This is a genomic window from Alteromonas sp. ABV2_168, from assembly GCF_056161165.1.
Genome location: NZ_JBSWYQ010000006.1, coordinates 178,338 through 196,606 on the forward strand (window position 1 = coordinate 178,338; position 18,269 = coordinate 196,606).

Genomic DNA, 18,269 nt, shown 5'->3' on the forward strand with positions numbered 1-18,269 from the left:
TATAAAAATGGAATGCTGTAAATGACTGATGATTTCCTGTTTGCGGACGATGACGACGAGGAATTAACAGAGGAACTTGGCGTCTGGAAGGTGCTCATTGTTGACGATGAGCCGGAAGTACACGCGGTGACAAAACTGGCGTTGAGCGATTTTGTGCTGGATGATAAGCGGCTGGAATTTGTCAGCGCCTACAGCGGCGAAGAAGCCAAAACCTACTTTCGTGAAAATGACGACGTGGCTGTGGTGCTGCTTGATGTGGTGATGGAAACCGATAATGCCGGGCTTGAAGTCGCAGAATACATCAGAGAAACACTGGATAATCATTTTACCCGCATCATTCTGCGGACCGGACAACCCGGACAGGCACCGGAACGGGATGTGATTGTTGATTATGATATTAACGATTACAAGTCAAAAACCGAACTCACCGCGCAGAAGCTGTTTACTGTCATGATTGCGGCATTGCGATCGTATCGCGATATCGTCGTGATTGAGGAAAGCCGCGCCGGTCTTGAAAAAATTATTGATGCTTCCGCCGACCTGTTTACTTCCCGATCCCTTGAAAAATTCATGCGGGGTATCATTCAGCAACTTTCCTCTATTCTCGGATTCTCCAAAGACGCCGCCTATATCACCAATGCCGTGGCGGTGCCGCGACCCGTCACGCAGTCTTTACCGCAGGAACTGTTTGTGTTTGCCGGCAATGGCGAATATGCCGGTCAGGAAGGGAAATCGTTGATTGATGCGTTGCCCGCAGAAGCGTATTTGTTGTGCCAGCGGGCGTTAAAAGAGCAGAGCATTATCTTTGGCGAAGATTATGTGGTGGCTTACTGCTTCAGTAAGCACTACAAGGGGTCATTACTGTATTTATCCGGCATCCCCCGTAAGCTCAGCGAAACAAATATGCATTTATTGCAGTTGTTCTCAGAAAATGTGCAGCTGGCATTTGAAAATGTGCTTATCAGTCAGGAAGTGGAAACCACCCAGCGGGAAATCATTGAGCGGTTGGGTAAAGCCATGGAACGTGACAGTGAAACCAGCAAGCATATCCGCCGGATGGTCGATATGGCTGAGTTACTGGCACGATATGCCGGGCTGGGCGAAGCACAAATCATGACGCTGCGGCTTGCTATTCCGTTGCATGATGTGGGAAATGCACATATTTCGTCACAAATCCTGACAAAAACAGATGTACTGACGGAAGAAGAACGTTTTGCCATCCGCCAGCATGCGGAATTTGGCTATCAGATATTAAAAGACTCAGACAGTCCTACCATTCAGCTGGCTTCCGTACTTGCTAAAGAACATCATGAACGGTGGGACGGACAAGGCTATCCTGAAGGACTGAAAGGTGAAGAAATCCAGTTGGAAAGCCGGATCGCGGCTATCGTCGATGTGTTTGATGCACTGATGAACAAGCGCCCGTACAAAGAAGCCTGGTCGCTGGAAAAAACCGTCAGCACGTTGAAGGCGGAAAGCGGACGGCATTTTGATCCGCAGCTGGTCAGCTATATGCTGTCGAATATTGGCCGTTTCGAAGAAATTCAACGCCGGCTGGCGGACGACATATCACAATAATAAAGAGGTTGTTATGTATTTAATGGCTAAGCATTTGCACCTTACGGCCATCGCTCTCAGTGTATTTCTGTTTATTTTCAGATTTATGCTGTCCCAGTTTAACAGTGAGTTACTGACCAGAAAGTGGCTTAAAATTCTCCCTCATGTCATCGACACCTGCCTTCTGGCCAGTGCGCTATGGCTATGTTTTCTTATTGGCCAGTATCCGTTTGTGCAGGGCTGGCTGACCTTCAAAGTGGTCGGGCTGGTGGCCTATATTCTGATGGGGATGTTTGCGCTTAAATGGGGGCGGAACAAGCCACTGCGCTGGATCGGTTTTATCGGTGCATTAACCTGGTTAGGGTTAATCGCCAGGGTTGCAATATCAAAGCAACCGTTGTTTTTTTAATTTGGAAGTAAATAATGACACAGTCCCGTACTGAAATTCAGGTTGGCGATATTACTGTTGCTAACGACAAGCCGTTTGTATTATTTGGTGGCATGAATGTGCTTGAATCCCGTGATCTGGCAATGCAAATTGCTGAACACTATGTGGAAGTGACGACACGGCTGGGCATCCCATACGTATTTAAAGCCTCTTTTGATAAAGCAAACCGCTCTTCTGTAACGTCTTACCGCGGACCGGGCATGGAAGAAGGCTTAAAGATTTTTGAAGAAATCAAATCTACTTTTAATGTACCTGTGATCACCGATGTCCATGAGCCTCATCAGGCGGCACCTGTGGCGGAAGTCGCGGATGTTATTCAGCTACCGGCCTTTCTCGCCCGCCAGACCGATCTGGTGGTGGCAATGGCAGAGACCGGTGCGGTCATTAATGTGAAAAAACCTCAGTTTCTGGCTCCCCATGAAATGCGTCATATTATCGGTAAACTCGGGGAAGCCGGTAACGATAAGGTGATTCTGTGTGAACGGGGCAGTTGCTTTGGATATAACAATCTGGTTGTCGATATGCTGGGCATGGATGCAATGAAAGCGTATGCACCGGTAATTTTCGATGCTACTCATGCGTTGCAGATGCCGGGAGGCAGAGCTACTTCAGCAGATGGCCGCCGTGCACAGGCTGCGCAACTGGCGCGTAGTGGTATGGCTTTAGGTCTTGCCGGTTTATTTATCGAAGCGCATCCGAATCCGGACGAAGCGAAATGTGACGGACCATGTGCGTTGCCATTGTCAAAGCTGGAACCGTATTTACAGCAAATGAAAGCGTTAGATGAGTTAGTAAAAGGGTTTGCGGCGCTGGATACCAGTGCAAACTAGATGAAACGCTGAAAACGGTGCCCGGCAACACTGTTGCCTGGCACCGAATCAGGTGTGAAAAAAGGGCTTATTCGCTGCGGTTTTCTTCCTTAGCGTCGCGATTGTCTTTTTCGTTCATCGCGATAAGTGTACTGGCTACGTGCTGTTGCACTTCTGCGGCCAGAGCAGCCTTAACTTGTTCCTGAACACTGACCATTTCTACAGACAGTTCAAGGGTATTCATAGCAGGTACCACAGGCATAGAAGCCGGCAGTTCCTGAGAAATAGTTGGGTAAGCAGTGGTTGCCGCTAAGATAACAGCCATCTGGCTGAAGAATTTTTTGAATTTAGTCATATCACACCTAATAAAATTAATTTAAAATTCGTTAACAAATTAAGCTTTCTTGTTAACATTGCACTTGTCTAACTGATTGATTGAAAAGTGCTGTGCTTTGAAAGCGTGCGAATAATAAACAGATTTTACTCGTCTTTAAAACGAGTAAAAGTAGGGTTTAAGGATTAGAAAAACTAATGCTTTATCACGTTGGTCATTTAGCTACCGGAGGGAAGCGTGCATAGACGTTTGCCGCCGCTGAATGCGCTGAAAGCCTTTGAAGCCGCCGCCAGGCACCTGAGTTTTACCAAAGCCGCCGAAGAATTATTCGTTACCCAGGCTGCTGTCAGTCATCAAATTAAAGCGCTCGAAGAATTCTTATCAATGAAGTTGTTTCTTCGCCGAAACCGGACATTGCTCCTTACTGAAGAAGGACAGGCATATTTTCTTGAGCTGAAAGATATCTTTAAACATCTTCAGGAAGCCACAGAACGATTGCTGGCAAAAGGCAGTAAAGGAGCGATTACCGTTGCTATGCCGCCAAGTTTTGCCAGCCAGTGGCTGGTACCCCGTATCAGTCGTTTCAGCATTGAGCATCCGGATATTGATGTTCGTATTAAAGCGGTAGATTTCGATGAAGGGTTTTTAGAAGACGATGTGGATGTGGCCATTTATTACGGTAAGGGCCGCTGGAGCGGTGTGAAAGCCGATAAACTGCATACCGAGTACCTTACTCCGTTGTGCTCTCCAATGTTGTTTAACGGCCCTAAACCGTTGAACAGCCTGAGTGATTTGAAACACCATGTTCTGTTGCACGATTTAAGTCGTGAGGCCTGGAAAAACTGGTTGAAAAGTGTCGGCGTGTCCGGCGTGAATGTAAACCAGGGCCCGGTGTTCAGTCACTCCATGCTGGTGCTCCAGGCGGCTGCGCTGGGGCAGGGCATTGCGCTGGGTAACACTATTCTTGCCCGCCCGGAACTGGATGCCGGCCGTCTAATCATGCCTTTTGAAGAAAAAGTCGCCAGTCGGGATGCGTTTTATCTGGTTTGTGATGAAGCGCAGGCAGATTTAGGTAAAATCGCCGCGTTCAGAAGCTGGATATTGGCGCAGGTTGAAGAGGAACAATATGATGTCTGACATGATCACGGACCGGGCAGAGAATGAGGTCGCCGTTTTGATCCTCGCTCATGGTGCCGGTGCGGGAATGCAGTCTCCCTTTATGGCAGATATGGCTGCCTTACTGGCAGCACAGGGGATTACGGTGGCGCGTTTTGATTTTCCCTACATGCAGACCATAGCGGAAACCGGTAAAAGAAGACCACCGGATAAAATAGAAAAACTGGAAGCTTTTTATAAAGATCTGGTAGAGCAGGTGACTGAGAATAGCTCTTCGCCGGTATTTATCGGCGGCAAGTCTATGGGCGGTCGTGTGTCGACGATGATTCTTGAAGCAACAGAGGCGAAAGGCGCGGTGGTATTTGGTTATCCTTTTCATCCCCCCGGCAAGCCGGAAAAGCTGCGCACGGAACATCTGGTGAAGATGACAAAACCCGTATTCATCAATCAGGGTGAACGGGACACCTTCGGTACGCAAAGCGAAGTTGACGGTTACAACCTGTCGGGTCAGGTCACTTTGCATTATCTGGCTGACGGCGATCACAGTCTCAAGCCCCGTAAATCCAGCGGTTATACATTAAACGAACATATGCAGCAGGCGGCCTCAGCTTCAGCCGCTTTCATCAACAGGCTTATTTCATGTTAAAACCTTTTGTACTTACCGGTGCCATTGCTGCGCTGGCCGCGGTGATATTTGGCGCGTTCGGTGCGCATGCGCTGAAGTCAATACTCAGCGATTCACAACTGACATCATGGCATACCGCTGTGGACTATCAATTTTATCATGCGCTGGCGTTACTGATTTTGCCGGCACTGCGACACGCAGTGAGTAACAGGTTATTAAGTACTGCCGGTATTTGTTTTGTTGCCGGCATTGTTTTGTTCAGTGGCAGCATCTACTTACTCACCTTGCTGGAATGGCGCTTTCTCGGACCGGTAACGCCACTTGGCGGTTTATTCTTTATGATTGGCTGGGTGGCACTGATCACCGGTGTGGTAAAAGGAAAGTGGCATGAATAGTTTGCTGATTTATTGCCGCAGTGGTTATGAAGCTGATACCGCCGGGGAACTGACAGCATTATCCTCTGAAGCCGGTATTTACGGGTATCCGGTATTTGCGCCGGACCAGGGCTTCATTTTGTTTCATTTTTATGAGCAGGGCGATGCTGACCGGCTGGGTCAGCGTCTTGCTGTGGCTGATACCATTTTTCCCCGACAGATTGTGGTGGTCACCGCTCATCTTGAAGATCTCGATAAATCGAACCGGGCAGGTCCGGTACTGGCCGCCATCAGCGACGCAGACACGGATGAGTGGAAAAACACCTTATTGTTTGTCGAGCATGCCGATACTGAAGCAGGGAAAGCGCTGGCTAAATTCTGCCGGAAGTTCACTGTGCCACTGCGGCAAGGCTTAAGAAAGCAGGGAGCGCTAACATATAAAGAACGAGAAGACGGCAGGGCATTGCATGTTTTCTTCACTGATTATGACAATTGTTTCGTGGGCCATTCTTATCCGGCCATGCGAAGTCCCTTTGCTAACGGCATTTGTCGTCTGAAATTTCCGCCGAAAGCACCCAGCCGCTCGACTCTCAAGCTTGAGGAAGCCATTCTGACCATGCTGGACGATGAAGAACGCCGCGAAATTTTCCGTGAAGGCGCCCGTGCGGTAGATTTGGGGGCGTGTCCGGGTGGCTGGACGTATCAGCTGGTGATCCGCGAGATGGGCGTTGAGGCCATTGACAACGGTGCTATCGACGAAGAACTCATGGCAACAGGATTAGTGGACCATTATGCGGCAGACGGCTTTACTTATAAGCCCAAATTTGGCCGTGTAGATTTGCTGGTGTGTGATATGATAGAGCGCCCCGACAGGGTAGCGGTACTCATGAGTGAGTGGCTGGAAAAAGGTTGGGCAGATCATGCGATTTTCAACCTTAAGCTGCCAATGAAGAGACGATACGACACGGTGACGGCCGCTATCGGGGAAATACAATCGCGACTTGGCAAAAAAGCTGGCGGCTTTCGGATGAAAGTCAGACACCTTTATCATAATCGCGACGAGGTTACTGTTACTGTCATAAAAGCTTAAATAAAGCCTTGTGATGGTAATTTATTGATTTTAAATGTAAAATTAAAGGCTTGGCGCGGAACTGCTGAATAAGTTTTAGACTTTTTTCGCAAAGGACTATAAATCTGGTATTGAAATCCTTTATAATCCCGCCGTTTTTTTACTCTGAACCAACGAAAGTGAACTAATGTCAGACTTATCTCTTTACAGAAACATTGGTATCTTCGCCCACGTAGACGCGGGTAAGACTACCACTACAGAACGTATTTTGAAGCTTACCGGTAAAATCCATAAAACTGGTGAGGTACACGATGGTGAGTCAACTACTGACTTCATGGAACAGGAAGCTGAGCGCGGTATTACTATCCAGTCTGCTGCGACTACTTGTTTCTGGAAAGACCACCGTATGAACATCATCGATACTCCGGGACACGTTGACTTCACAGTTGAAGTTTACCGTTCTCTGAAAGTATTGGATGGTGGTATCGGTGTTTTCTGTGGTTCAGGCGGTGTTGAGCCTCAGTCTGAAACTAACTGGCGTTATGCTAACGAATCAGAAGTTGCCCGTGTAATCTTCGTAAACAAACTGGACCGTATGGGTGCAGATTTCTACCGTGTTGTTGGCCAGGTTAAGAAAGTACTTGCTGCTAACCCGCTGGTAATGACGCTGCCAATCGGTATCGAAGACGAATTCAAAGGTGTTGTTAACCTGCTGGACATGAAAGCGTACATCTGGGATGACTCTGGCCTGCCAGAAAACTACGAAGTCGTTGATATCCCTGCTGACATGGTTGACAAAGCGAACGAGTACCGTGAGCAACTGGTTGAGACTGCTGTTGAGCAGGACGATGACCTGATGATGGCTTACATGGACGGCGAAGAACCTTCTCTGGAAGACATCAAGCGTTGTATCCGTAAAGGTACACGCGATATGTCATTCTTCCCGACTTACTGTGGTTCTGCATTTAAGAACAAAGGTATCCAACTGGTACTGGACGCAGTAATTGACTTCCTGCCTTCTCCTACAGAAGTTGATCCTCAGGAGCTGACTGACGAAGAAACTGGTGAACCTACTGGTGAAGTTGCCACTGTATCTGTTGACGAGCCGTTCCGTGCTCTGGCGTTCAAAATCATGGACGACCGTTTCGGTGCGCTGACCTTCATCCGTATCTACTCTGGTAAGCTGAACAAGGGTGATACTATCCTGAACTCTGCTACTGGTAAGACTGAGCGTATCGGTCGTATGGTAGAGATGCACGCCGATGAGCGTACAGAACTGACTTCTGCGCAGGCAGGTGACATTCTGGCTGTTGTAGGTATGAAGAACGTTCAGACTGGTCACACCCTGTGTGATCCAAAGAACCCTTGTACCCTTGAGCCAATGATCTTCCCTGAGCCTGTAATCTCTATCGCTGTTAAGCCTAAGGATAAAGGCGCTAACGAGAAGATGTCTATCGCTATCGGTAAACTGGTTGCAGAAGATCCTTCATTCCAGGTTGAAACTGATGAAGATTCTGGCGAAACCATCCTGAAAGGTATGGGTGAGCTTCACTTAGACATCAAAGTAGACATCCTGAAGCGTACTTACGGCGTTGAGCTGGAAGTTGGTCAGCCGCAGGTTGCTTACCGTGAAACTATCACTACTCCGGTAGAAGACAGCTACACGCACAAGAAACAGTCTGGTGGTTCTGGTCAGTTCGGTAAGATCGATTACCGTATCAAGCCAGGCGAGCAAAACTCTGGCTTTACGTTCAAATCTACCGTTGTTGGTGGTAACGTACCTAAAGAATTCTTCCCGGCTATCGAGAAGGGCTTTAAAGGTATGATGGACGAAGGTCCTCTGGCTGGTTATCCGGTACTGGATGTTGAAGTTGAACTGTACGACGGTGGTTTCCACGCAGTTGACTCATCAGCTATCGCGTTCGAAATTGCAGCGAAAGGTGCATTCCGTCAGTCTATGCCTAAAGCCGGTCCTCAACTGCTTGAGCCAGTGATGAAAGTTGACGTATTCAGCCCTGAAGACAATGTAGGTGACGTAATCGGTGACCTTAACCGTCGTCGTGGTATGATCAAAGACCAGGAAGCTGGTGCGACTGGTGTACGCATTAAGGCAGATGTACCTCTGTCTGAAATGTTCGGTTACATCGGTCACCTGCGTACTATTACATCTGGTCGTGGCCAGTTCTCTATGGAGTTCAGCCACTACTCAGCATGTCCTCAGAACGTAGCTGAAAAAGTAATGGAAGAAGCGAAAGCGCGTAAAAACGCTAAGTAATTCTTCTTGAAAGCTTTAAAAAACCCGCCATCCGGCGGGTTTTTTTATGGCTGGTAAAACTGTACTAAACCTGTACTTGCGGTGACTCCGGCAGCTGATACATTTAAGCGGCTTAAAGGAGAGAGTTATGCAATGGATTGTCCACACACTAGCGACAGTGATCCCCCTCGGCTTTATCGTCTACTGGTTATGGTTCAGAAACGCCTGGTACAAGTCTATGCTTCGCAAAGGGAAGCAGGGCGGTAAAGATACCATCGCCATTTATCCTACCGTCGCCTCACTGCTCAGGCTGGAAGCGGCAGTCGTTGTACCTGTCAGCCGGGTAACCAAAGTCATCATCACAGCACGTTGCATTATATTTTATGCCGGCCCCTGTAAAATTGCTGAGTTATGGTTGCTTGCAGGGCAGTCATCAGAACTGGCTGAAGGGATCCATGAGTATTGCAGCCACGCTACTGTCAGCTATGTACCTTATTACCCGCGGCAAACTCTGGCGGAAAGCTGTCGTTTTCAGCGGTATTATGGCATGGATGTGGTCAGCTTTAATGACGGGCAGTATTTCGCACCCGCCGGCAGAGTTGTTTCGCGGCTTCACGAATCGCCGTTGCCGGAGGAGCCTGATGAGGATGATATTGATACTGTTCAAACAATCTGGTCAGACTGGCGAGATCGTTTGCTATAGCCTCCGGCACTTTATGCTTACAGTATTCATAGAATTGTCCCGGACTGCGGTTCTCCCTTCGCAGATTAAATTTTTGTTCCAGTTTCTCAACCGCGCCAAGATAGTACTTCTTTTCTCTGGCAATGTGACTTCGTTGCCATCCCGGTACAAAATAAATAACCAGCAGCGCACCTGTGAACAAGAGCAGGCCGGCGGCAAATAAGCTGAGCTTTAACGGCGTTATACCATTTAAAATACGGTCTAGAATGTCCGTTTGTTTATCGTTGTTATAGCCTAAAAACCAGCGGCTCCAGAGAAAATCCATTTGTGCACTCATGTTGCGCAATGCATCGAAGAACGCTAGCTGGCTGATACCGTTTAGCGGGTGATCGCCCTGAATTTCTGTCGAGAATCTTGCTGCCTGCTCAAAACCGTCGAAAATTCGTGAAGGCGCAACCATGGTTGTCGGATCGTAGCTTTGCCAGCTCACCCCGTCGGTTTTTGCTTCTACCCAGGCGTGAGCGTCGTACTGATACACATTGACGGTTTCATCATTGATAGGTGTGCCACCCTGATAACCTGTCACAATGCGGGCGGGTATACCGGCAAGCCGCAGTGCAAACGTCATCGCACTGGCATAATGAGCACAAAACCCCTGTTGATGGTCAAACAGGAAACTGTCTACCGGATCATTAAGCATGGGCGGTGGTGTTAACGTGTAACTGAAAGGCTTGTCATTAAAATAACGCATCAGTGCTGAAACAAATGCACGGTTATCAGGATGCATCTCTCTGAGCCCGTGTACCCATTCCCTGGTTTTCTCATTACCTCTTTCCGGCACTTGCAGGTTCAGCGTATTGTCCAGCGCCGCATTCCCCTGACTTCGCGGGGAGTCAGGGTAGGAGGCAACATAATAAGCATAGCGGCTGAACAGTGGCTGTCTTGATGTTAGCTGGTATTGCCAGCCCTGCCACAATTCCCGTTGACTGGCTGCACTGTCCGGTACAGCTGTGTCTAATGCAAATAACCAGGATTTTTTGGTGGGTTCGGCAATGACTTCATAGCGGACAGGCTCACCGCTGAGGGCCGGCCGGAACGGCTTATTCATATACCGCAATTGGGTTTCTGCGTATTGCCTTGTTTCACTGACTGACCACGATTTTCCGTCAAAATGTTCCAGCGTCAGTGCACGCCAGTAAAGCTGTTCTCTGACCGGAACAGGCGTTGAGAATGTGGCACTGAATGCCAGCTTTTCAGACTGTGCGAGATTGGCAATGTCACCCGGCGTAATGGTTTCTGCCAGCCCGGTTTCTGTGGATTTGCCTTCCGGCATTTTCCATAAAGGGGGAAGCCGGGGCATAAACACAAACAAAATAACAGCAAGAGGCAACGCCTGAAAGAACAGAATAAAGGTTTTCTTTTGTCTGAATTGTCTGGTTGACGACGGTGTGTGAGCAGACAACAGAATATACAGTAAGAACAGAAACAGGATGCCGTAAAATAAGGTACGGGCCAGCGACTGATAGAAAATGAAACCGCAGGCCAGCAGGAATATGGCGCAGATAAAAAGTTGATAGAAATCCCGTCGCTTACTTAACAACATTAATTTTAGCGCACAGGCCAGCAGCAGCAGGTTAACCATAATATGCAGGAAATCCATACCGTCACTGGTGGTGATCAGTGCTGTTCCCGCCAGCAGGGCAAGTAAGTTGACCATACGCTTTCCGGGCATATGGTTGTACCAGCCGAGAAACAAAAATCCTCTGACAATGCCGGCACATAAACAAAGCAGTAGTACCCACAAATGAATATCGCTGAACAGGGAGGCTGCCAGCACCACAAAGAAAACGGAAGTCAGCATACTTTCACGGTTCCCCGCAATCGGCAGGCTTACAGGCATCATGACGGTGTGTCCTGACGGAAAAGGGCCAGAGCTTTTAAACAGGCCTGTTTGTGCTGTTGTCCGCAGCCCGGCTGAATAACCAGATTGTCCAGTTTCAGGCCAAATTGTGTGCCGGTTGCTGACAGCTGAGTGACCTGCCAGCTCAGCACCGACAGCGCCGTCTCTGTATCCGTGCGTAACTGATGGATATCCAGATAGCCGCTGACCGGCTGTTGATCGGTGAAAATCTTATTTACACGGTCACCGCCTTTGGCGACCCGTTTCCATGCAACGCGGTTTAACGGCTCTCCGCTCTGCCAGGGCTGCAGTGCAAAGAAGTCATCGGTGCCATTTTGCACCTGCTTGCCGGTACCGCTGCGGGCATACCATTGAGACAGATCGGCGTGCTCGGGCTTTTTCTGCGGATAGACTAACAGCGTCTGATTAAAATCAGGATGGGTCCAGCATTTCACCAGTCCGAGGGGAAAAGAGGAGGTGACGGTCACTCTGGGCAATCTCATGATGCCCCGTTTATCTGCCTGTATTGCCAGAAGATGAGATTTTTTTTCCTGTTCGAGATCCAACGTGCTGCGGTCAATATCACCGTACCATCTTATTTCCATCAGTCCCCGCAGAGATTTCCCTTCAGCGGCGTTAATGTCTACTGTCATAAATCCATTTTCGCCGGCGAACACCGGCTTTAGCTCCCTTGCTGACAATCGTATCCCTGAGATATTTTTGTAGGCAGTGAACAAAGTGATAAGGAAAAGGCTTAACAGAAACTGACAAAGAAAAAGCAGAAGATTATTCTGATAGTTAACCGCAAGCAGAAACAGACAGGCGGTCATCATCAGGTAAAACCAGCCGAAGGTACCCGGGAAGATGAAGATATTACCATGATGTAACTGATGAATAGTGTCCGGCGGCATTCTCTTAGCCAGCCATTTTAACGACCATGCTCCGAAAGTTTTCCTCATCATCCGCTTTTCAGGCTGCCAGCGGGTCCACACTGTTCAGCAACCGCTTACTCAGTGTATTTTCTTCGATGGATTCGTGATGAGTACCCCGTAATCTGTGTTCCGCCACAGCGGCAAAAATAGCCTGAACATCTTCAGGGACGATGTAGTCGCGGTCGTGAATGAATGCCCAGGCTTTTGCTGCGTTTAACAGGGCACGGCTTGCCCTGGGGGAGAGGGGTTGCGGATAACCACTTTGTTCCCGGCTCTGATTTACCAGGTTAAGCACGTATTCCAGTACGACTTCACTGCAATGCACATCGTTGACCTGCTGCTGATAGCGGAGCAGTGAGCGGGGATCAATTTTTTCCGCCAGCGGACCTTGTTCTCTGCCACCTTGCTGCTGCAACATGGCTTTTTCCGCTTCTCTTGAAGGGTATCCCAGAGATATACGCATGAGGAAACGGTCCAGCTGTGACTCCGGCAAGGGATACGTTCCGCTCTGATAGCCCGGGTTTTGAGTGGCAATAACAAAAAAGGGGGAGGGCAGCGGATAAGTGGTGCCGTCGACGCTGACCTGGTTTTCTTCCATGGCTTCAAGCAGCGCACTTTGTGTTTTCGGTGACGCGCGGTTAATTTCATCTGCCAGGATCAGTTCGTTGAATACCGGACCGGGGTGAAACCTGAATTCATGCTGCTGCTGATCGAACACGTTCACCCCCAGCATATCTGCGGGCAGTAAGTCTGACGTGAACTGAATACGGGAATAAGACAAGCCGAATACATTTGCCAGCGCATGAGACAAAGTGGTTTTGCCCATGCCCGGTAAGTCTTCAATCAATAAGTGACCTTTTGCCAGCAGGCAGGTTACAGCCAGCTTCAGCTGTTGAGGCTTGCCAATAATATGCCCTGACAGTGCGTCTGTGATCGTCTGAAATTCTGTTCGCATGGGGTTTTCCCGCAACCGGTTTGTCCTTATTTATACATGCTAGCAATTCTGAAGGGAATTGCTGTTATCCTGTTGATACCTGAGTATAGACACGGTGTCTGCGCCGGGTGATATAAATTACCTGAGTGAACCTGATTTAGTGCTGTTATCAATATCCTTGTTGTCTATAATGGACCGGTTTATTAAGGAAGTACCATATGAAAATCATTGAAATTGATGATGAGCTGTATACGTTTATAGCAAGTCAGACAAAACACATCGGCGAAAATGCGTCGGACATTCTGCGTCGCTTACTGCTGGGTGATGCTGAAAGTAACGAAGTAAAAGCAGCACCTGTAAAGGCGGCTCCCGCGGTGAAAAAAGCGGCTCCTGTTAAAGCCCGTCAAACGAAAACACCGTCACAGTCAACAACGGTTTCTGCCCCCCTTGCTGTAGAGCACGGCAGCGGAGATATCGAAGCCAGACTCACCAGTGCTGCACTGGCGCAGTACACCAAACGGGTTGATCTGTTTCTGTTTATTCTGTCTGAACTTCATGATTTGCACAGCGATGCCTTTGCAAATGTTGAACAAATTAAGGGTAAAAATCGTATTTATTTCGCAACCAGCAAAGACGCGTTGCTGAGTACGGGAAGCAGTACTAACCCTAAATCTATTCCTGACTCACCCTACTGGGTAGTAACAAATAACAACACTGCTAAGAAAGTAGCGATGTTGGAACAGGTAATGAAAACACTGGGATACAGCGACGAAGCCACGCAAACGGTTATCGCTAAATTTGCTTAATACCCCTGGTTAGCAAGACGCTCACTTAAATAAAGGACGAAAAATGGCATTACATCCGCAGGCAGGAGAACCCGCAGCTCCGGAGCAACTGATTAACGTTGCAGAACTTATCACCCAATATTTTACCTATGTTCCTGATGCTGACTCGCCGGCAGAAGCTGTCAGTTTTGGTACATCAGGTCACAGGGGCACAGCAGCAAATACAACGTTCACAGACACGCATATTGCTGCAATTTGCCAGGCGTTGGCAGAGTACCGTCAATCAGAAGGCATCGACGGCCCGCTGTATATTGGTAAAGATACCCATGCATTGTCAGAACCGGCAATGATCACTGCGATTGAAGTATTAAGTGCCAACGGTGTTGATGTAGTGATCCAGCAGGCAGATAACGCCAGCCGCGGCTACACACCCACGCCGGTTATTTCCCGCACCATTATTCGTTATAACCGTGGACGTTCTGCGAACTTAGCTGACGGTATTGTCATTACGCCTTCTCACAATCCGCCTTCTGACGGTGGCTTCAAATACAACCCGCCCCATGGCGGACCCGCTGATGGCGATGTGACATCTGTCATTCAAAAACGTGCTAATGCACTTATCGCTGCGGGCAATAAAGACGTGAAGCGAATGAATGTGCAACAGGCACGGGCAGAAGGGAAGTTTGTGGAAGCGGATTTCATGGAAGCTTACATAGACGATCTCGCTGAAGTTGTGGACATGGAAGCGATTGCAAAAGCCGGGCTTAAACTCGGTACCGATCCCTTAGGCGGAGCGGGAGTCGGTTACTGGGAGCGTATCAGCGAAAAATATGGCCTTGATATCACGGTTGTGAACGACAAGGTTGATCCTCAGTTTGGCTTCATGCGTCGTGACAAAGATGGCAAGCTGAGAATGGACTGTTCTTCTGCCTATGCAATGGCCGGTCTTATCGATCTGAAAGACAAGTTTGACCTTGCCTGGGGTAACGATCCTGACTTCGACAGACATGGTATTGTTTGTCCTGCTGCAGGCCTTATGAACCCTAATCACTATCTGGCCGTAGCTATCAATTATCTGTACAGCCACCGCCCTGACTGGCCGGAAAGCCTGAAAGTAGGTAAAACTCTGGTATCCAGCTCAATGATTGACCGAGTCACCGCGAACCTGGCTCGTGAACTGGCAGAAATGCCGGTGGGCTTTAAGTGGTTTGTGGGTGGATTATCCGACGGTGAAATCGCCTTCGCAGGCGAGGAAAGTGCCGGCGGTATTTTCCTGCAGCGCAACGGTCAAACCTGGGCCACGGATAAAGACGGTTTTATTATGTGTCTGCTGGCAGCAGAAATACTTGCTGTCACCGGTAAAGATCCCGGTGAGCATTATGAAGCGCTGACTGAGAAATTCGGTTCGCCTGTGTATCAGCGGGTCGACGTTGCTGCAAGCCTGGAAGAGAAAGCGAAACTGTCCGCCATGGATGCGTCTGTGGTGACCAGCGACTCCCTCGCCGGTGAGTCAATTACTTCAGTGCAAACTCATGCTCCCGGCAATAATGCTGCCATCGGGGGAGTGAAGGTATCCACTGAAAACGGATGGTTTGCCGCACGACCTTCCGGTACTGAACAAATTTATAAAATTTACGCAGAGAGTTTTAATGGTGAAAGTCACTTACAATCTCTCATCAAAGAAGCGGAAGAACTGGTAGCGAAAATTATTAAATAAACGCGAATGTTTAAATTTGACGTTTAAAGTGTAAATTTATTGTTAATGAATGGGCTGTATTTTTAAATGCAGCCCATTTTTTTTGAAAATTAACAAACATTTTACAAAAAATCGTTTTTAACGCTGCTATATTGCTGCCATATCGATATTTATTGTGTAATTTAATTACAGTGTAAGGCTAATTTGTAGCCAGTTTACATCGCCATAGTAAAGTGAGAACTGATATGAACGCGAAAACCACTAAAGCGAAAACGGTTGCCCCTGTGGCCGTCAGCGCCGGTAGTAAAAACGAATTTAAATCAGCTGTTATCCGTCACCTGCATTGCACGCTGGGAACAGATGAAAACAAAGCGAATAATCACGCCTGGTGGAAGGCGACCTGTGCTGCTATGCAGGAACAGGTTCTAGAAGGTTTACGTAAAACCCAGAAAACCCATTACTTAAACGATACACGTGCTGTTCATTATTTCTCTGCAGAATTCCTGATGGGCCGTTTACTCTCCAACAATCTACAGAATTTTGGTCTGTATGATGTTGCAAATGAAGCGCTGAAAGAGTTAGGCGTAGAACTTGCTGATGTTATGGAAGAAGAGCCTGACATGGCACTGGGTAATGGTGGCCTGGGCCGTCTCGCTGCTTGCTTTATCGACTCTCTGGCGACCATGGAATTACCGGCAATCGGTTACGGCATTCATTACGAGCACGGCCTGTTCCGTCAGGAAATTCAAAACGGCGCACAGATTGAGCGTCCGGACAGTTGGCGCGACTTTGGTAACCCGTGGGAAATTTGTCGTCCTGAATCGATTCAGCAAGTGTCTTTATATGGCTATGTTGAAACTAAGTACGGTGACAATGGCCGCATTCAAAAAGAATGGCACCCGGGTTCAATTGTAAAAGGTGTACCGTGGGATATCCCGGTTGTGGGCTACGGCGGTAATACCGTTAACGTGCTGCGTCTGTGGAAGAGTGAATCATCTCATTACTTCAACTGGGACGTATTTAATGCCGGTGGTTATGTGGATGCCCAACGTGAGAACGTACAGGCAGAAACCATTTCGAAAGTGCTTTACCCCAACGATGAAACAGAAGCGGGTAAAGAACTGCGTCTTATCCAGCAGTATTTCTTCTGCTCATGTTCATTAAAAGACATCATCCGTCGTTACAAGCGTGCCCACGGTGATGACTGGAGCCGTTTTGTTGATCAGGTCGTTATTCAGCTTAACGATACCCATCCGGCTATCGCGATCCCTGAATTAATGCGTATCTTAGTTGACCGTGCAGAGCTTGACTGGGATACCGCCTGGGGCATTTGTACTAAAGTGTTTGCTTATACAAACCACACTCTGTTGCCGGAAGCGCTGGAAAAATGGCCTGCACGCATGATCGAGAAGATCCTGCCCCGTCACCTTGAAATCATTTACGAAATCAACCACCGCTTCATGGCTGAAGTTGACAAGAAGTGGCCGGGTGATAATGCGAAAAAAGCGAAATTGTCCATTATCGAAGAAGGTAATGAGAAAATGGTTCGCATGGGTAATTTGTCTGTTATTGCCTCGTTCGCAGTTAACGGTGTAGCTGAAATTCACTCTAAGCTGGTGAAAAAGAACCTGTTCCCTGAGTTTGATGCGCTGTGGCCGGGTAAACTCACTAACGTGACCAACGGTATTACACCACGTCGCTGGTTGAAGGCGTGTAACCCTGCGTTATCTAACCTTATCGATAAAAAAATCGGTGAAGACTGGCCGCTGGATCTGAAAAAGCTGGATGGTTTGTCTAAGTATGCTGACAACAAAACATTCCAGAAACAGTTTATGAAAGTGAAGCTGGAAAATAAGAAGCTGCTGGCACAGGAAATCAAGCAATCGCTGGCCATCGATGTTGATGTGAATGCTATCTTCGACGTGCAAATTAAACGTCTGCACGAGTACAAGCGTCAGCACCTGAACCTGCTTCATATCATGGCGCTGTACCGTCGTTTGCTGGAAAATCCGGATTACGACATGCACCCGCGTGTATTTATTTTCGGTGCGAAAGCAGCGCCCGGTTACAAACTGGCGAAAGACATCATCTACGCTATCAACAAAGTGGCTGATAAGATCAACAACGACCCGCGGGTGAACGGTAAGCTCAAAGTGGTATTCCTGCCGAATTACCGCGTATCGTTAGCTGAGAAAATGATTCCGGCTTCTGACTTATCAGAGCAAATCAGTACTGCTGGTAAAGAAGCATCCGGTACCGGTAATATGAAGCTGGCTCTGAACGGTGCACTGACTATTGGTACGCTGGACGGCGCGAATATCGAAATCGCCGAAGAAGTGGGTGACGACAATATCTTCATTTTTGGTCTCACCGTTGATGAAGTGCATGAGCTGAAAGAAAAAGGCTACAAGCCGCTGGATTATTATTACCGTGATCCAGAAATCAAAGCGGTACTGGACTGGCTGGAGACTGATTACTTTACTCCGGGCAAGCCGGGTGCCTTAGTGTCCATCAAGCAGAGCTTGCTGGATCACGGCGACCCGTACATGGTACTGGCTGATTTCCGTGCTTACTCCGACGCGCAGATCCTGGTGGATGAGGCGTACCGTGACAAAGAACGCTGGGCGAAAATGGCCATTATCAATACAGCGAAGATGGGTAAATTCACTTCAGACCGTTCAATTAATGATTATGTCGAGCGTATCTGGAAGCTTTCATCCTGTTCTGTAAAGTAAATTTATAGAACGAACAACA

The 18,269-nt window shown here is 48.2% G+C and carries 15 protein-coding genes; 11 read left to right on the forward strand and 4 right to left on the reverse strand.

Annotated elements, in window-relative coordinates; genetic code table 11:
- Positions 1 to 21 precede the first annotated feature (21 nt).
- Genes ACXAH4_RS11285 through kdsA form a run of 3 tightly spaced genes read left to right on the forward strand, consistent with a single transcriptional unit; the run spans position 22 to position 2,835 of the window.
- Positions 22 to 1,578, forward strand: a complete 1,557-nt coding sequence (locus ACXAH4_RS11285) for a DUF3369 domain-containing protein (RefSeq protein WP_474844496.1) — start codon at positions 22 to 24, stop codon at positions 1,576 to 1,578.
- 13 nt (positions 1,579 to 1,591) lie between these two features.
- Positions 1,592 to 1,966 (forward strand): SirB2 family protein, encoded by a 375-nt coding sequence (locus ACXAH4_RS11290; protein ID WP_303574140.1) that lies wholly within the window; start codon positions 1,592 to 1,594, stop codon positions 1,964 to 1,966.
- 14 nt (positions 1,967 to 1,980) lie between these two features.
- Positions 1,981 to 2,835, forward strand: coding sequence for a 3-deoxy-8-phosphooctulonate synthase (gene kdsA / locus ACXAH4_RS11295; RefSeq protein ID WP_474844495.1), 855 nt, complete (start codon positions 1,981 to 1,983; stop codon positions 2,833 to 2,835).
- A 67-nt stretch (positions 2,836 to 2,902) separates the two neighbouring features.
- On the opposite strand, the gene ACXAH4_RS11300 is transcribed toward kdsA, so the two are convergent.
- Positions 2,903 to 3,169 (reverse strand): hypothetical protein, encoded by a 267-nt coding sequence (locus tag ACXAH4_RS11300; RefSeq protein ID WP_474844493.1) that lies wholly within the window; start codon positions 3,167 to 3,169, stop codon positions 2,903 to 2,905.
- A gap of 216 nt (positions 3,170 to 3,385) precedes the next feature.
- On the opposite strand from ACXAH4_RS11300, the gene ACXAH4_RS11305 reads away from it, so the two are divergent.
- The 5 genes from ACXAH4_RS11305 (at position 3,386) to fusA (ending at position 8,607) form a co-directional block, all read left to right on the forward strand.
- On the forward strand, positions 3,386 to 4,285 hold the full coding sequence (locus ACXAH4_RS11305) for a transcriptional regulator GcvA (RefSeq protein WP_119501744.1): 900 nt from the start codon (positions 3,386 to 3,388) through the stop codon (positions 4,283 to 4,285).
- Positions 4,278 to 4,910: an alpha/beta family hydrolase gene (locus ACXAH4_RS11310; RefSeq protein ID WP_349587459.1), complete on the forward strand. Its 633-nt coding sequence runs from the start codon at positions 4,278 to 4,280 to the stop codon at positions 4,908 to 4,910. The genes ACXAH4_RS11305 and ACXAH4_RS11310 overlap by 8 nt, the downstream gene beginning before the upstream one ends.
- Complete coding sequence (locus ACXAH4_RS11315; RefSeq protein WP_474844492.1) at positions 4,904 to 5,284, forward strand: DUF423 domain-containing protein; 381 nt, start codon at positions 4,904 to 4,906, stop codon at positions 5,282 to 5,284. The genes ACXAH4_RS11310 and ACXAH4_RS11315 overlap by 7 nt, the downstream gene beginning before the upstream one ends.
- Entirely contained in the window at positions 5,277 to 6,353 is a 1,077-nt protein-coding gene (gene rlmM / locus ACXAH4_RS11320) for a 23S rRNA (cytidine(2498)-2'-O)-methyltransferase RlmM (protein ID WP_474844491.1), read from the forward strand. The genes ACXAH4_RS11315 and rlmM overlap by 8 nt, the downstream gene beginning before the upstream one ends.
- A gap of 166 nt (positions 6,354 to 6,519) precedes the next feature.
- On the forward strand, positions 6,520 to 8,607 hold the full coding sequence (gene fusA / locus ACXAH4_RS11325; protein ID WP_474844490.1) for an elongation factor G: 2,088 nt from the start codon (positions 6,520 to 6,522) through the stop codon (positions 8,605 to 8,607).
- A 542-nt stretch (positions 8,608 to 9,149) separates the two neighbouring features.
- On the opposite strand, the gene ACXAH4_RS11330 is transcribed toward fusA, so the two are convergent.
- From ACXAH4_RS11330 to ACXAH4_RS11340, 3 genes are read right to left on the reverse strand one after another with little or no spacing between them, the layout of a single operon-like run.
- Positions 9,150 to 11,171, reverse strand: a complete 2,022-nt coding sequence (locus ACXAH4_RS11330; protein ID WP_474844489.1) for a transglutaminase TgpA family protein — start codon at positions 11,169 to 11,171, stop codon at positions 9,150 to 9,152.
- Positions 11,168 to 12,130 carry a DUF58 domain-containing protein gene (locus ACXAH4_RS11335; protein ID WP_474851201.1) on the reverse strand — a complete coding sequence of 321 codons (963 nt, stop codon included), beginning with the start codon at positions 12,128 to 12,130 and terminating at the stop codon, positions 11,168 to 11,170. Before ACXAH4_RS11335 ends, ACXAH4_RS11330 begins: the two co-directional genes overlap by 4 nt.
- 7 nt (positions 12,131 to 12,137) lie before the next feature.
- The gene (locus ACXAH4_RS11340) at positions 12,138 to 13,055 is read right to left on the reverse strand and encodes an AAA family ATPase (RefSeq protein WP_474881918.1); all 918 of its coding nucleotides are present in this window, start codon (positions 13,053 to 13,055) and stop codon (positions 12,138 to 12,140) included.
- A gap of 197 nt (positions 13,056 to 13,252) precedes the next feature.
- On the opposite strand from ACXAH4_RS11340, the gene seqA reads away from it, so the two are divergent.
- The 3 genes from seqA (at position 13,253) to ACXAH4_RS11355 (ending at position 18,250) form a co-directional block, all read left to right on the forward strand.
- Positions 13,253 to 13,840: a replication initiation negative regulator SeqA gene (gene seqA, locus ACXAH4_RS11345; protein WP_119501736.1), complete on the forward strand. Its 588-nt coding sequence runs from the start codon at positions 13,253 to 13,255 to the stop codon at positions 13,838 to 13,840.
- Positions 13,841 to 13,883: 43 nt separating this feature from the next.
- A complete protein-coding gene (pgm, locus tag ACXAH4_RS11350) occupies positions 13,884 to 15,536 on the forward strand; it encodes a phosphoglucomutase (alpha-D-glucose-1,6-bisphosphate-dependent) (RefSeq protein WP_474881920.1) in 1,653 nt (550 codons plus the stop codon).
- Positions 15,537 to 15,760: 224 nt separating this feature from the next.
- Positions 15,761 to 18,250: a glycogen/starch/alpha-glucan phosphorylase gene (locus ACXAH4_RS11355; protein WP_474881922.1), complete on the forward strand. Its 2,490-nt coding sequence runs from the start codon at positions 15,761 to 15,763 to the stop codon at positions 18,248 to 18,250.
- Positions 18,251 to 18,269 lie beyond the last annotated feature (19 nt).

Bases quoted from the DNA above. Each gene is read 5' to 3' on its own strand.
- ACXAH4_RS11285 (WP_474844496.1), top strand. From the start codon at position 22: ATGACTGATGATTTCCTGTTTGCGGACGATGACGACGAGGAATTAACA.
- ACXAH4_RS11290 (WP_303574140.1), top strand. From the start codon at position 1,592: ATGTATTTAATGGCTAAGCATTTGCACCTTACGGCCATCGCTCTCAGT.
- kdsA (WP_474844495.1), top strand. From the start codon at position 1,981: ATGACACAGTCCCGTACTGAAATTCAGGTTGGCGATATTACTGTTGCT.
- ACXAH4_RS11300 (WP_474844493.1), bottom strand. From the start codon at position 3,169: ATGACTAAATTCAAAAAATTCTTCAGCCAGATGGCTGTTATCTTAGCG.
- ACXAH4_RS11310 (WP_349587459.1), top strand. From the start codon at position 4,278: ATGTCTGACATGATCACGGACCGGGCAGAGAATGAGGTCGCCGTTTTG.
- ACXAH4_RS11315 (WP_474844492.1), top strand. From the start codon at position 4,904: ATGTTAAAACCTTTTGTACTTACCGGTGCCATTGCTGCGCTGGCCGCG.
- rlmM (WP_474844491.1), top strand. From the start codon at position 5,277: ATGAATAGTTTGCTGATTTATTGCCGCAGTGGTTATGAAGCTGATACC.
- fusA (WP_474844490.1), top strand. From the start codon at position 6,520: ATGTCAGACTTATCTCTTTACAGAAACATTGGTATCTTCGCCCACGTA.
- ACXAH4_RS11330 (WP_474844489.1), bottom strand. From the start codon at position 11,171: ATGATGCCTGTAAGCCTGCCGATTGCGGGGAACCGTGAAAGTATGCTG.
- ACXAH4_RS11335 (WP_474851201.1), bottom strand. From the start codon at position 12,130: ATGATGAGGAAAACTTTCGGAGCATGGTCGTTAAAATGGCTGGCTAAG.
- ACXAH4_RS11340 (WP_474881918.1), bottom strand. From the start codon at position 13,055: ATGCGAACAGAATTTCAGACGATCACAGACGCACTGTCAGGGCATATT.
- seqA (WP_119501736.1), top strand. From the start codon at position 13,253: ATGAAAATCATTGAAATTGATGATGAGCTGTATACGTTTATAGCAAGT.
- pgm (WP_474881920.1), top strand. From the start codon at position 13,884: ATGGCATTACATCCGCAGGCAGGAGAACCCGCAGCTCCGGAGCAACTG.
- ACXAH4_RS11355 (WP_474881922.1), top strand. From the start codon at position 15,761: ATGAACGCGAAAACCACTAAAGCGAAAACGGTTGCCCCTGTGGCCGTC.